This is a genomic window from Candidatus Abyssobacteria bacterium SURF_5 (assembly GCA_003598085.1).
In the GTDB taxonomy this organism is placed as follows: Bacteria; Abyssobacteria; SURF-5; order SURF-5; family SURF-5; genus SURF-5.
Genome location: QZKU01000027.1, coordinates 1 through 14,811, shown reverse-complemented (window position 1 = coordinate 14,811; position 14,811 = coordinate 1). Strand labels below are relative to the sequence as shown.

Here is a 14,811-nt window from a genome sequence, read left to right as displayed (position 1 = left end):
CCGGGGAATTCAGTTTTTAACCGATACCTGATCGGTCAGTTACCGGCGGCTTGGTGGTTAATCCCGCGAGGCGCGGGACTCTACCGACTGAGCTACCGGCGAATTTCAGTTTTCTGGCCGATACCTGATCGGTCATGTCTCCGGCGGCTTGGTGGTTAATCCCGCGAGGACGCGGGACTCTACCGACTGAGCTACCGGGGAATTCAGTTGCGCAAGCGTGGCACAAAAAATGCTTTAACCTCACTGCCGATCGACAGGGAGGTTTATAAGCGCACAGAAACCGGACGCATGCGCTTGCTATTTCATCTGTTTATGCTTCTTAATTATAAGTATGAAGATGGAATTTGTCAAGGTTTTCGGTAATTCTTGACAGGCTAAGCAGGCTAGTCTAAGATATACTGACTCGCTGAGAAAAATCCCCCCAAGCACGCATTTGGAGGCGTGAGATTTGATTGTAGTTCAGCATGTTACGTTTCGGTACAATTCCGACTCTATTCTGGACGATGTCTCATTCGAGATACCTGCAAATGAGACGGTGGTGGTTATCGGGCGCAGCGGAGTCGGGAAAAGCACGTTGATCCGGTGCATCCTCGGGTTAACGAAGCCGGAGCGGGGCAACATTCTGGTTGAGGGAGTGGATATCACTTCGATCACGGAAAAGGAACTCAACATTATTCGGCGCGACTTTGGCATGCTGTTTCAAGGAGCGGCGCTTTTTAATTCGATGACAGTGGGCGAAAATGTCGCCTTTCCGATTCGCCAACACCGCAATTATGAAGAGCGGGAGATCAGCCAGATCGTATCGGAGAAACTGAAGCTGGTAGGTCTGGAAGGAAGCGAGAACATGATGCCCTCGGAGCTGAGCGGCGGCATGAAGAAAAGGGCGGGCCTGGCACGGGCATTGGCGCTTGATCCGAAATACATTTTTCTTGATGAACCGATTGCAGGGCTGGACCCGATCATAGCGAACGGGATAGACGATCTCATTTTGGATCTCAAGCGGACGGGCCGAATCTCGATGTTGATTGTGACGCATGACCTGTTGCATGGGTTCAAAGTGGCGGATAAGGTGATCATGTTGCACGAAGGCCGCATCATCTCCATGGGGACGCCTTCCGAAGTGACGCGAAGCGAAAACGAGCATGTTCAGCAATTTCTACGAGGTCTCCCAGATAAGTAAAAGATGACGATTCCTTTTGCATGTGTCTCAGGAGCGGGGAAAAAGGGTTTTCGTTGCGGCTGCTCATGTCTCGGGCGCGCGGTGCATGCGTTATTCTTTTTCATGCTTTTGACACCCGTGGCGGCATTGGCGCAAGAAATGGACGAGGCGCCGGAGCGGCCAACTCAGGCGCCGGCGCAGACAGAAGAGGAAGTAATTCAGCGATACTTTCTGTGGCCGCTGGTGAGCGTCGAGGAATCGCCGGAATGGCGCCAGTTTGCGGCGCGGCCACTTTATGTGGAGAGAACGCACAAAGATCAAAGCCGGAAAAGGGTGCAGGTTCTGTGGCCGCTGTATGTTTTCCGGCGGGATGGTAAAGACGTAACCATTCGAATCTTCCCGCTGTTCACGTATTGGCGAGACGTATATGAATTCATGAATGAAGATGAGAGCAACATGCAGTACATGTTGTTCCCGATCATCTTCAGGGGCAAATCGACAGAGGCCGGCGATTACTTCGCCCTGTTTCCGGTCGGCGGCAAGCTCAAGCACTTTTTGGGGCGCGACGAGATAGTTTTTGTTCTTTTTCCGCTCTACTTTTCATATCAGAAAGGCGAACTTCGCCAACGCAATTATGTGTGGCCGGTGCTTTCATTTTCAGGCGGCGGTGATTACAGCGGGTTCAGACTGTGGCCGCTTTACGGCCAATTTCAAAAGGAAGGCGAGTACCGAAGCGAGTTCATTCTGTGGCCGATCTACAATCACCAGGAGTATGATCTGGACAAGGAGCAGCCGGGCGAGCGGTTGCTCATTTTCCCATTGTATGCGCGCGAGGATAATCGCCGCAGGCATTTTCGTGCTTATCTGTGGCCTTTTTTTACGTTTGAGGAAAACTTTGCGGCCAATTTCACAGAGCGCGCCACGCCGTGGCCTTTTGTGGTTAGGACGCAGGGGGAGAATGTCGATCGCAGACAGTTTTGGCCGCTGTATGGCCGAGTGACGACGGAGGATTCCGAGACACAGTTCATAGCATGGCCGCTGTGGCACCGGCGGGCAGATGAGGCCGAGGGAGACCCGAAAACGATTCAAAAAAGCCTGATGCCGTTTTATGCTTCGACCACAAAGTTTTCGCCGGAAACGAATGAAGTGATGTTTCAGAAGACGAGGGTGTGGCCGTTATGGCGCTCGTTCCGATATGAAGACGGCTCGAGCTATTCGCGGGCTCTATCGCTGTTGTGGTTCGACGATGTGCAGGGTTTCGAGCGACAGTATTCCCCGCTCTGGACCGTGTATGAACGCGCAGAGACTCCTGACGGAGAAACGAGAACATACGCGCTCTGGCGGTTGTTTCAGCGGGTGGAGACGCCAGGGAAGACAAAAATCAACATCCCGCTCCTCTACAATTATCAGCAAAACCTTGAGCAGGATACGGAGCATGTGAAGATATTGGGAGGATTATTTGGCACATCGCGCGAGGGAAACCAACGGGATTTTCAAGTGTTATATTTATTAAGAACCCATGGTGAAACAGTTCTCGGAGAAGGCGATGCGACGATTCGTTGAGTATCTGGGCAGCCGCCTGATAGATTTTTTCCAGACGACCGGCGAGATTCTCGTCCTGTTTTTCGAGACGCTCGCCCATTGCAGGCGGATCATCAGCAGCCGCGCTTCAATATTCAAGCAGATGGCTTTTATAGGGGTGGGGACACTGCCGATCGCGCTTCTCATGGGGTTTTTCATCGGGATGGTGCTGGCTCTGCAGACCGCTTACCAGTTGCTGCGGTTCAATCTCGAAGGGATCATCGGGGCAGTGGTCGGTCTCTCGCTTGCGAAAGAGCTGGCGCCGGTGCTTACCGGCTATCTGGTTGCCGGGCGTGTCGGGGCGGCGATCACGGCTGAGATCGGAACGATGCAGGTATCGGAGGAAATCGATGCGCTTCGCGTGATGGGGGTGGATCCGGTATACTACCTTTCGATGCCGCGCCTTATTGCCGCGGTATTCATGGTGCCGATCATCGTCATCTATGTCAACATGATCGGCATCCTCGGAGGCGCCCTTATAGCAACGACCTACGCGGATTTGAGCTGGGCAGAGTATTTTGACAATTTATTCGACTCGCTCACCTTTGAGGAAATCTTTCGCGGACTCGTCAAGGCGATGTTCTTTGGGGGGATTGTCGGGATCATCGGTGTTTTCAAGGGGTTTAAGACAACCGGCGGCGCGGAAGGCGTGGGCCGGTTTACGACGCAGTCGGTAGTGCTCTCATTTGTCCTTATCGTCGTATTCGATTATTTTCTTACGAGGATTTTTTAAGCCGCGGGAGAAAACGAGGGGACCCCTCGTTTTCAGGAGGTGAAATTCGAATGAAGAGAGAAATGAAGGTGGGCTTGTTTTTCATAATCGGAATGCTCATTCTGGGCATCCTCACCTTTTACAGTGGAAGCCTGAGCGACTGGTTTCAAAAAAAATACACTCTTTACGCCAATTTTGAAAAGGTCGACGGCTTGGTCGAGAATGACCCAGTGACGCTGGCGGGAGTTGAGATAGGCGAAGTAAAGAAAATGCGGATTCGGGGAGCTCAGGTGGAAGTGGCATTGCTGATCAATCGAGATGCGATAATCCGCAAGGATTCCACGGCTCGAATCGAGACGGAGAGTCTGCTTGGCGGGAAATATATCGGGATGACGATCGGGTCGCCGGACGCGCCCATACTCAAGGACGGCGACACCGTTCAGACCCGTCAGGCGGCCGACATGACGGCCATCCTGCAGAACGTGGCCGATCTGGCGGAAGACATCCGGCTGGCGGTGAACAATTTCAATAAGAACCAGGAGAAACTGGCGTCGCAGATCGATGACATCCTCGGAGAAAATCGCGAGAACATCCGCGAGACCTTTGCTTCGCTCAACCGGATTGTCACGGATAACGAAGAAGGCATCGGCGAGACGATTGAGAATCTGCGCGCGGCAGGACCTCACCTGAAAGAAGCGATGGAACGAGTGAACGAAATCGCGAGGAAAATGGAAAGCGGCGAGGGGACGCTCGGGAAACTGGTACAGGACGATTCGCTTTATAATGATATGAGAGATTTGTCGGCCAAGCTGGGCGAGGCTTCCGATACGGTCGTGCGTGTTTTGGGTGATAACGAGGCGGACATGCGGGAAGCGGTGGCATCGCTTCGAGAAGCTACACCCAAAATGCAGGCGACAATGGAGCGCATCGACAAGATTTCCGAGAAAATTGAGAAAGGCGAGGGATCTCTGGGTAAATTGATCCAGGACGACGCGCTCTATGATGAAGCGACACGCATGTTCAAGGAATCGCGGCATGCCGCCGAGGATTTGCGCGAGCAGGTCCCGATAATCACGTTTACCAGCGTACTGTTCGGCGCGTTTCAATAAGAAATCTCCCGTACAAGAGGCCCTCTCAAGATGCGCTTGTTTTAAAGGGAGGAGACTGCATGGATAAGCTGACGCAGGCAGTGGTTTCGGAGTTGCTGAATCTGGGAGCCGATCTGGTGGGCGTAGCTCCGATCAGCCGTTTTGCTAACGCGCCGGAAGGACATCGGCCTACCGACTTTCTGCCCGAGTGCAAATCGGTCATCTCGATCGGGCTGCACATTTTTCAGGGAATGGCCGATGTGTGGGGTGAATACGATCAGGCCGGCAAGACGATCACACCGTATCTGTTTTACGGATACGGGCTGACCAACATCGAGAGCTCGCGCATCGTGAATCGGATGGCGAAACTGCTCGAATACAAGGGCTACAAGACGCTTTGCTTTATGCCGACATGGGTCAGCAGCTTCTACAAGTACTTCGAGGAAACGCTCGCGACGAACAAGGTCTGTGCCGAGTTCTCGCACCGGCATGCGGCCGCAGCGGCGGGCATTGTTGATCTGGGCTGGAACGGGTTGGGGCTTTCGCCGGAGTTCGGGTCGATGCAGCGATTCAACTCGATCCTCACCTCCGCCGAACTCGAGCCGACGCCTTTATACGATGGCCCTGCTCTGTGCCGGCCGAAGGAATGCGGGATGAAGTGCGTGCGAACATGTCCGGCGCAGGCGTTTTCTGAAACCGAGAGCCAGTCGCTCACGATCGACGGCAAAACGATCACCTATTCCACCCACGACAATATCCGTTGCGCGTACGGCATTCATGCGATGGTGAAGGGCGCCGGCGGCCGGACCCATCTTGAAATTCCGGAGGGACCCGGCCAGCCCATGCATTTCTATTCGGAACTGCAAGGGGAAAATATTCACATGTTCGACCGGGGGATGCTCGATAACTGTTTTGGCATCATCTGCGGAGACTTCTGCGGGAAATGTCTTCATGGGTGTCCCTCGAAGAAGTTAACCGCGAAAGACATGAAGGACTACGATCTTTCCGGGCGCTACACTTCTCTGAACAGAGCGATCCTTGCTTGACGATTCGATTGCTTGAGATAAAAAGAAGGCAGCGGCTCGCGGTAAAACATTCCGATTTCCATTTCGCGTTTTCCTTTCGGTAACTTGGGGCCATTTGAATAGCGTCAGATCTGGCCCCATGATGGCACCAAAGTATTTGAGCATCAATTCTTATGGCGCTTGATATGGCGTTTGTCCCTGTATTTCCCCGAGTTCCAAACGATGTCTGCAACCTCTTTGACCTCATCAATCTATCCCGCCACATGCACGAGTTAGTCGAACAGCTTCTGCTTTTTCCCCAAGCCGAGCAGAAGGGATGCTTGTGATCGGATAAGTTAACTTCCGATCATTGTCAATCAGAAGTCTATGCTAGGAAAATCTGAAATCACGAGCACTGTATTGAACTTTGGCTACCTCCGCGGATCCTTTCTTTTCCAAGCTTTTCGAAAAGTTGCCTTCTCCTTGTGCTCGACACCAAGAATCAGCTCAGTCCCATATCTGCGCCGTGCCACGGCTCGCCCCCCATCTGAAGCCGCTTCCGATTTCTTTCCGGCGCAGATCGGCGATGCGACAGTTTTGCAAAAGCTGTTTTGCAAAGTCGGAAACAAGGGGATCCTGGGGAATTCGCGGGTCGTTATACGGCATGAGCCAAGGATCCTGTCTCCAGATAGTAAACGCGGCCTTCTTGGAAACATAATCCAGCGCGTTCTTAGGAACTCCCTCGAGGGGTTGAAGAACTTGCAGAAGAAACGATGCCAGTTCCGGCGCCTGCACGACAACGACGGCGGGGTCATGGCACACATAGAAAACCGGCCCCCATGCCCCATCCTCTTTATTTATGTCCACGACCCAAAAGTTCCCCAAACCATCGGGTAGCACTGCGATTGAACATGGAAAGGCCTCTTCAAATGCGAAATCTTCATGGCCGGTGAAGCATATGGCTCTTTCCTGCGCGTAGATAAATCCCGTTGAGTAAATCAGCAGCTCATTGATTTCGGCAGGAAGGTATCCCCCCAAACGTTTTCTGAACCTGTCAAGTTCTTGTTCTGAAAGACCAGGAAAGAGCGTAATCAAATGAGTATGCTTCTCAAGGATCTGCTTTGGCGATGCTGGCAATTCGAACATCTCCTTTACTGCATTTGAGTTTCTGTTGCTATACCGAGACTACGACCCACTACTAGCCATTGAGGCACTTAAACAGCACCAGCTGTTGCCCATTTAATCCAAGGCGGTATCCTATTTAGTTGTTGCAACCATACCGGATTGATCGGGTTCGCAGCTTTCCAACCCGCATACATCATTTTATAGCGATACGGATCATTCAGAGCGTGATCTGCTATGCTCATATATTGTCCGTTGAGGCGAGAATCCTTGATAAAGCTTGGAAGGACCCGGCTCATGTTAAGCATGTCAGACCAGATGGACTATCTCGACCGTAAAACCACGCACTTTATCACGGAGCAAGCAGTTCCATGCGCGCTGAGATATCACCAGCCGTCGTTCCGGTCTGAGGAGGCCTCGCTTGCATCCGAACCCCAGGTTAGTGACAGCGAAGTCTCTGCCCTCGTAGCTCTCGCGGGAGACCGTAAGCTCCGAAAGCAGATTCAGCCCCAGCACATGCCCGGGACATCTGTATTCACCTTCTTCATCGTCATCAAAGGGGTGTATGCCTGCTCGGGTAGGGGGGACAACTTCAACAGGTTTTGAGAGCGGAACTATCTGGTACCACCCTTCTGCAGCGGTCGGCTGTTTTCCGGCCAACTGCGAACGGCGGCTCATCCGCCGGTAGACCTGCCTGAAGCCAAGCCCCGTCAATTCATGCCTTTCCCACGTTTCGGCAAAATGGGCGGAAACGACGACTTCGCCGGCGATCGTTCTTGCTATGTCTGTGCGCGTGCCGAGTCTTCCGACGCTTAGGAACAGTTCGGTCATCTGCTTTCTATCAAACCCGCAGAGGCGGCAAGCATTGTAGTCATCGTACACCGTCCCGCATTCCTCAGCAGCGGGCTCGAAAGTCCTTTTGATTATGATCTGGAGCAGTTCGGCATTGCGCAGTTCTTCTTTGGTATATTTCCGCACGATGTGCCATCCGAAGAAGAAGGATCTGTCTTCCTCACGGTGCATCGCCTTATCAATCCTGCCAATATATTGTGCTCTTTCGCCACGGAGGGGGACGATTACCTTCCGAACGCTATCGCCCAACAGCTTTCCCTCGTTCGGGCGCAGATATCTTTGGGCATTATCTTCGGGTACACGAAACTCAGCAAGCTCTTGCATCAGACACCTCACTGGAAACCCAATTGCTTTCTTATAATGTCGTCCACAGGGTATTTCTTATAAACCTTCATCACGATTTCCTGAACTTGTTCAGCGGCAGGCATTCCTTGCCCGTATGCCCATGCCCTTCGAAACTCATTGGTAATTAATTGGTGATACACAGCATCCACGCGTACCTTTAACCCGTTGGCAGGGCCTCCGAGATATCTCGGGATCAGGTGGTGCCATTCGACTTTACCAATTTTACTCGCATATTTAGCACCTTTGCCAGCATCACCTATATACGGAATTACCCCAGCCAATGTTAATAGGGCGTCATCATATTCTCCTCTTCCTGCGTATACGGCAGTATTTGTAAGATCACAAATGGGAGTTGGCTCAAGAGCGCCGGCGACATCCAGAAGTCCTTGCAGCCAGTCAAGCCAACCGGCTTCCTCCTTGCACAAACCAAATGGATCCACATAGCTGAGTGGATCATTTCCCACGTATGCATACAGATTCGCACCCCCGAGATAGCCGATGGGATCTTGAGTAATAAAGCGTCCGATTTCGGGCGAGTACCAGCGGGCGCGGTAGTAGTAGAGGCCGGAGCGGGCGTGGCGCTCGCGCGAGGTGTAGGTGAAGCCGCGGTTTATCGTCGGCCCGGTCTCCTGCTTGACGTTGCCGAAGGCATCGTATCGGTAACTCTTCACCATCACTCCGCCGAACGTCGCCAGTCCGAGCACGCTGCCCTGATGATTCTTCTGATACAGGTAATCAGTGCCATCATACCGCGCGATCAACGGGTCGTCAATGCCCGGCCCGTGCGTGAAGCCGGCAATCAGCGCGTCATTAGCGTCGAGCTCGGCGATAAGATCGAGCCCGTCATACGCATAATGCGTCTCGCCGGTTATCTGGCCGAGGCCGTCCTTCTCGATTGTCTTCAGCCTGCGCCCCAATGCGTCGTACACGAATTCGGTGGTTCCGCTGTTACTCGGGTACGTGATCCGGACGAGGCGGTTCTCATAGTCGTATTCCATCGTGACGGTTCCCGCGCCGGTGGTTCGACTTGTGAGGTTTCCATTCAGATCATAAGCGAATTGGGCAATCGGATTGCCCAGCCGATAGATCGCCGTCACCTGATTCAGCGCATTGATTTCGTAGGTGTCCAGGCTGCCGTTGGCCAGGCTGGTGCGGTTGTCGGCGAGGTCATATCCATAATTGTTCGTATAGACCGGCGAGCCGTTGTCGATGGAATATTCATTCGTCAGGCGGTACATGTCGTCATAGACGTACTCGTACGATTTGGCGCCGGGCAGACTGATCCTGTCGATGAGATTGGCGTCGTTATATTCGTAATCGAACAGGCTGCCGTTCGAAAGCTGGTAATAGTCGAGGCGGTCAAGATTATCAAAATCATAGAGCGTATAGATGCTGCTCGTCGCCGCGATGCGCGCGAGGTTGCCCGTGTACTGGTTGTACGAATACGTCATCGTGCGGCTGTGCGGATTGACGATATCATCAATTGCGTTCCAATCGTTCAGCGTGTACTGAGTCTGGCCCATCAGATTCGTCATGTACTCGCGCTGGCCGCCGTCGTGATACTGATACTCGACGTAGTCGGCATTGCCCGGGAGCGTTCCATTCGTGTTCTGCAACCTGTTGATGTCATCGTATTGAAAGGTGACCGCTCCGGCGGAATTTGTTGCCGAGGCCAGAAGCCCGTTCGGCTCATAGGTGTACGTGACGGTGCTCAGGTCGGGATACGTGATCTGAGAGAGCCGGTTATTGGTGTCGTAGGTGTACGTGGTGGTCTGCCCGTTCTGGTCAGTGCGCGTCTTCAGGCTGCCGTCGGGATAATAGGTAAACTCTTTCTTCCTGACGTACTGATCGACGGCAGGATACGTGACAGATATCAACCGATCGAGCGAATCATAAGCGAATGTGGTAGTGTTACCCTCGGGATCGGTAAGTGAAATGATGTTACCGTACGCATCGTATTCAAGAGCGGTGACGGCATTGCTCTTCCCCTCTCCCCGGTCATTAACGACCTTCCACAGTAGTCCCAGATTATTGTAGAGGAATTGCGTCTTGACGCCGTTGGTGTCGATCAAGTTGACGCCATAGCTTGCATTTAAGTCGTACACATCAGAAGCGTCATAATCACAGGCCAAAACGAGGAGTTTGCCCTTCTCCTCGGGATAAGTAATCTGCGTGATGCGTCCCAGCCAGTCGCGCACAATATCGGTCACCCGGTCATTTCCGGCGTCGTCCTTCTGGGTGATTTTGGTTATACGCCCGGCGCCGTCGTATTCATATGTTACAGCCGGCAGAACACCCGGCGGGTCAATGGCTTGTAGTTCCTTATTACCGTAGTAGGAAAAACCGGCGATTTTGCCATTCGGGTCCGTTATGGTGTCGAGAGTGCCGTTGGGATTGTAGAGGAAATCCGTCACCTCATAGAAGATTTCCGGCGCACCTTCATTATTTTGGTATATTTCAGCGATTTTTCCGATTGCATTATAAACAAAGTTCACGCTGCTTGCGCGCTGATCGGTAACCTTTGTCGGGAAATTAGGATTCGCCGTATCCTCATAAAAAATGCGGACCGGGTAGCCGCTCGGGTCGGCCTCCTCATCTACTACACGTCCCTCGACCCGGTCAAGGATATTCGAGTACTTATCCAGATGGATTACTCTTTTCAAGTAATATCCTTCCGACGGTTTCTCAATAATCTTTTCCACAGTTGTTATACCGTCGGGAACAATATCGTATGAATATTTTTCGGTAACTCCCGAATCGACGTGGTCCACCTGAACGACATAACCCATATCAGAATACGTGTAATTATCAGTAAATGTTTGAGCGCCTCGTATGCGCTCGACCGTCGTATGATTTACGTCGGGGTACTGGAGAATAGTTTTGAAATAAGGGCCGTTGCCATCGTCTTCACCCTCTACTGTTATGCATCTGTCACTGCTGTCGTAGGAGTAGAAAAACGAATTTTCCCTCTCATCTCTGATTTCAGTGAGGTTATGGTCGGCCGGGATCTGATAAACATAGTTCTTCTGATAAGGCGTTGCCCCCTTGAAAATCGGATAGGAAACCGTCGTCAGATTACCAGACGTGTCATACTCATATTCAATCAATTTGTTTGGCTCGAGATATATGTCGGTTATTCGACCGCTATCATAGGCCAAAATTATTGTCCGGCCATGAGTGTCGGTGATCTGGGTCGGAAGAGAGCCATCGCTCGGGGAAAACGTTAATTGATTTCCATCTTTATAGACAATGGACGTGGGACGATACGGAACATCCATAGGGGAAGAGATCAGCCACGGGAAATAGAATTTTGTGCCGTCATCCCGGACCCAGATATGCGCTTGTTGATAGATGCTTTCGAGCTTTGAACCGTCATTGTTGACCGGCGTATAGAATCCTGACGGCCAATCGTAGTTGTCGCGGAAATAGTGAAATTTCCCATCTCCGTCCATTACCTCGTATAATGTTGAAGATCGTTTGGTTATTACCACATTATAGCTGTGAGTCCACCCGTACCCAAAGGGTCCGTCATACTCGCTTCTGCTGTTATAGGTCCTGTAGAACTCGAATGTCTCATTGACTCCGGAAAGAACCAAGTCCCTTTGCGGAAAGGTAAACATATTACCTGTAACTATGTCTACCGGCTCGTCTGTTTTGGATGGATCGTCATGTTTCTCAAACGCCTTTTCCACCAATTCATATATCCATCTGGGAACGCTGACGAAGCAAAAAGGCTCAGATTGACTAAAGGAGTTTCCGCCAAACGGCATCTGGCAGTATCCATCGCATGGCAACAAGCCTATGGACCTCGCGCACACCTTATAGCAACTTATCTGAAAGTTATTCTCAAACGTCATTGTTGAATAGGACGGATCGGGACAGCTAAAGCATGGAACACCGCAACAACCGAGCCATGAGATAATACAAGACTTGCAGAGTTGGAGGCCGCAGGGTGGCATGGGATCATTGAGAGAACCTCCATCGCATCCTGCGGCGTGGCAAACATTGTACTCATCCGTTTCGTCAAAATCTATCGGTAGGGTTTGAACCTCCATAATGCCTCCGCCCATCCCGTCAGATTTGAATGCGTTGATATTCATTTCTTGTGGAAACGAAAATTGCTGTCCTGTTGGCACAATCACCCCTTTGAATCCGGCAAGAGAACCGAAGGCGCTTTGCGGAATGACTATCTCCGGGTTCGTATCAAAAATACTCGCAGGCAAGTTCAGAGGAAATCCCAGAAGCAGAAACGGCAGCAGCGCGATGAGTTTCGCAAAGGTTCTCATCTTATTTTCTCCTTCAGTTGGAGCCAAGCTGGATGCCTTGAGCTCAAAACCTGTTCAGCTTGCAAGCATGTGGGAAACCATAATACTTGGGTTTTCTTCCACTGTCAAGCGTTTTTTTTTATTGATATCTGGTTTGCATGCGAAGATAATATTCATGAGGGAACTGCCAAGTCGAGAGCGCGCGTCAAATTATCACAGGCGAATAAGGCCCATTTGTTCAAGACAGGCATAAGGTCGCCGCGCTACGCGGAATCCGCTTTCGCTATGGCTTGCACGTTCGATTCACGGGGCTTCGGCATAATGAATTGCTCCGTTCGCCCCCCGCTCCGCTACATGCTGGACGAGCAATTAACAGGATAATCACATTTCAGATTATAAAGTCAGCCAGACTTCTCCTGACACACCGAAGAAAGCAGAGGATAGAGGATAATCAGCTTCTCGGCTCTGTTGCCTCTGCTATCTCCTGTTTAAGACCTCTTTGCTTTCTTCCTTATGCACTCTCCCGTTGATCCCGCGCGGCGCAGGATTATCTTCTGTTTGTGTTTTTGAAAACTTTAGGAGAGCCGCGCGTCTTGATCTTTCTGCTATTTGTGCGAATAGTATGGAAGAGGGTTGAGTTGAAATCAAAATTCTGAGAGAGGAGGGAAAAAGCGATGCCGGCCAAATCACAGAAGCAGCTACAAGCTGCGGGCGTTGCGCTATCGGCCAAGCGAGGGAAAAAGAAGAAGTCGGAGTTGAAAGGTCCTTCCAAGAGCATGTACGAATCGATGAGCGAGGAGAAACTGAGGGAAATGGCGAAGGGCTCTCGAAAGGGAAAGCCGCAGAAGAAGAGCAAAAAATAATCTACCGCTGTTGTGCTTGCCGCCAAAGAACGAGAGGTTAGGGGTGTGCGACTGAAATGGGATTGGTTGCACACCCATTTTTTACGGGCAGGTTTATGGGAGTTCAGTGAAGGCCGCGGGTGAGCAGCAGCTTCAGATTCTTGGCTCCCTGGACGAGCGAGATATCATATTTGGATTTGAGTTCGGGAACTTTATCGCCGAGGACCCAGACGTGGAGCAGATTCTCGATGGTGCCGAGAATCGTGAGAGATACGAACCTCGGATCAATATCCAGCCGGAAGACTTTTTTCTTCTGGCCCTCCCGTATCACATCTGTAATCAGATCCAGGAATTCGGTGACAGATGCGATTGCGGTACTCGAGAAAAACTTGTTGCTTTGCCGCAGCTCGATTGTAATGACCTCTGCAAGTTTCCGGTCGTGTTCGAGGACGGAGATAGTGGAATCGAGGATGATCGAGAGTTTTTCTTCCGGCTTTTCTACTTTCTCGATTGCGGTGCGGACTGACTTGGTCAGCTCTCCGATGCGCTCATTGAAAATGGAGATCAGGATGTCATCCTTGTTTTTGAAATAGTTATAGATGGTGCCGACGGCGACATCGGCCTTGCCGGCGATTTCGGCGGCTTTGGCTTTATAGAAGCCGGTTCTCGCGAAGACCTCGATCGCGGCGTCGATAATGGATTCTCGGATTGTATTTGATTTTTGTTTGGCCATGGCTCAGCGTGAATGACAGTTCATTCATTGACAGTATAACGCACGTGGATGCCCGCTGTCAATGCGTTGAATGAGGAACAGGTCGGAAATGAAGCGCGATGTTCGCCGGTGTTTTGCACACCTCATGCTGCGATATTCCGCGGAACGCCACGAGTGCCGGTCAGGCTGGTTGTGTTTTTGTGGGATGCCCTTTCCGCCCATCAAGGCTCAGTTTTCCGGGACCATATGAGGCGATCATTAACAGTCCGCCCATGATAGCCAGGTTCTTCATAAACATTGCTTGCTGCATCGGTTCGGCGAAATTTGTGTGGAAAATCAGCGTGGTCGGTATGAGGAAAAGAACCAATGCGAGGGCGCCCCACCTCGCTTTGTATCCAAGGATAAGCGAAAGCCCGCCCCCGGCCTCGAAAGCGATAGCGGCCAGAAGGAACAACAGAGTGAATGGCATTCCTTTGGAAGCCATGTAAGCTTGTGTGCCATCGATATTGAATACCTTTTCGATGCCGGCTATAAGGAAAATGTGTCCGAGAAGGATTCTGCTGATGAGTGGGACGAATTTCTTGTCCATAATGCATGCCTCCGTTGATGTGGACTACTGCGGACAGCGCGCTCCCTTCATTGATCATGCGCAATTTGAGTTATTTTGTAAAGGCAACGAGAGTGGAGGGGGTTTTCATAAAGGCCTGGTTCTGGGGCCGGGTTGCCTGAGTTCTTGTTTCTCCTGTTCCATCTTGCCAGATGGCGCAGACCCTGGATTCCTGCCCCGGATCGGGGTCCGGGGCAAGCTTTAAAGCTCGCAGGATTGACGCTGAAGGACAGCTTTCAGGAGAAGCTGACGGCTCTCGCGTGTGGGGCACTTGATTTGCACGCTGTTTTTAAAAGAGAATGGAATCGGTCCGAGTCGATGTGGGTTGAAGCTTCAAGAACTCTGTTTAACCGCGAAGGCGCGAAGGATGCAGAGAAAGGAATAATACCGAAGGAAATCCTGATCTTACCTTCTTCTTTGCGTCCTCTGGTGTGCCAGGAAAAGCCTGGCTGACTTTATAATCTGAAACGTGATTATCCTGCTAATTGCTCGTACAGCAGGTAGCGAAGCGGGCGGCAAGCG

Annotated in this window: 12 protein-coding genes; 7 read left to right on the top strand and 5 right to left on the bottom strand. The window is 51.6% G+C overall.

Annotated elements, in window-relative coordinates:
* Positions 1-448 precede the first annotated feature (448 nt).
* From C4520_03115 to C4520_03095, 5 genes are read left to right on the top strand one after another with little or no spacing between them, the layout of a single operon-like run.
* Entirely contained in the window at positions 449-1,180 is a 732-nt protein-coding gene (locus C4520_03115) for an ABC transporter ATP-binding protein (protein RJP24982.1), read from the top strand.
* A 3-nt stretch (positions 1,181-1,183) separates the two neighbouring features.
* Positions 1,184-2,722, top strand: coding sequence for a hypothetical protein (locus C4520_03110; GenBank protein RJP24981.1), 1,539 nt, complete (start codon positions 1,184-1,186; stop codon positions 2,720-2,722).
* Positions 2,706-3,473: an ABC transporter permease gene (locus C4520_03105; GenBank protein RJP24980.1), complete on the top strand. Its 768-nt coding sequence runs from the start codon at positions 2,706-2,708 to the stop codon at positions 3,471-3,473. Before C4520_03110 ends, C4520_03105 begins: the two co-directional genes overlap by 17 nt.
* Before the next feature lie 50 nt (positions 3,474-3,523).
* Positions 3,524-4,561, top strand: coding sequence for an MCE family protein (locus C4520_03100; GenBank protein RJP24979.1), 1,038 nt, complete (start codon positions 3,524-3,526; stop codon positions 4,559-4,561).
* A 59-nt stretch (positions 4,562-4,620) separates the two neighbouring features.
* On the top strand, positions 4,621-5,586 hold the full coding sequence (locus C4520_03095; protein ID RJP24978.1) for an epoxyqueuosine reductase: 966 nt from the start codon (positions 4,621-4,623) through the stop codon (positions 5,584-5,586).
* Positions 5,587-6,051: 465 nt separating this feature from the next.
* Here the strand turns inward: C4520_03095 and C4520_03090 are convergent, their stop codons facing one another.
* From C4520_03090 to C4520_03080, 3 genes are all read right to left on the bottom strand, one after another.
* The gene (locus C4520_03090) at positions 6,052-6,690 is read right to left on the bottom strand and encodes a hypothetical protein (GenBank protein ID RJP24977.1); all 639 of its coding nucleotides are present in this window, start codon (positions 6,688-6,690) and stop codon (positions 6,052-6,054) included.
* Between the two features lie 285 nt (positions 6,691-6,975).
* Complete coding sequence (locus C4520_03085; GenBank protein RJP24976.1) at positions 6,976-7,842, bottom strand: hypothetical protein; 867 nt, start codon at positions 7,840-7,842, stop codon at positions 6,976-6,978.
* A gap of 8 nt (positions 7,843-7,850) precedes the next feature.
* On the bottom strand, positions 7,851-12,149 hold the full coding sequence (locus tag C4520_03080) for a hypothetical protein (GenBank protein ID RJP24975.1): 4,299 nt from the start codon (positions 12,147-12,149) through the stop codon (positions 7,851-7,853).
* Between the two features lie 653 nt (positions 12,150-12,802).
* Here C4520_03080 and C4520_03075 point away from each other — a divergent pair.
* Positions 12,803-12,991: a DUF3008 family protein gene (locus C4520_03075; protein ID RJP24974.1), complete on the top strand. Its 189-nt coding sequence runs from the start codon at positions 12,803-12,805 to the stop codon at positions 12,989-12,991.
* A gap of 103 nt (positions 12,992-13,094) precedes the next feature.
* Here the strand turns inward: C4520_03075 and C4520_03070 are convergent, their stop codons facing one another.
* Together C4520_03070 and C4520_03065 are read right to left on the bottom strand one after the other, a co-directional pair.
* Positions 13,095-13,703, bottom strand: a complete 609-nt coding sequence (locus tag C4520_03070) for a TetR/AcrR family transcriptional regulator (protein RJP24973.1) — start codon at positions 13,701-13,703, stop codon at positions 13,095-13,097.
* 160 nt (positions 13,704-13,863) lie between these two features.
* Complete coding sequence (locus C4520_03065) at positions 13,864-14,271, bottom strand: DoxX family protein (GenBank protein ID RJP24972.1); 408 nt, start codon at positions 14,269-14,271, stop codon at positions 13,864-13,866.
* A 132-nt stretch (positions 14,272-14,403) separates the two neighbouring features.
* Here C4520_03065 and C4520_03060 point away from each other — a divergent pair, with 132 nt between their 5' ends.
* Positions 14,404-14,742 (top strand): hypothetical protein, encoded by a 339-nt coding sequence (locus C4520_03060; GenBank protein RJP24971.1) that lies wholly within the window; start codon positions 14,404-14,406, stop codon positions 14,740-14,742.
* The last annotated feature ends 69 nt before the right edge of the window (positions 14,743-14,811 follow it).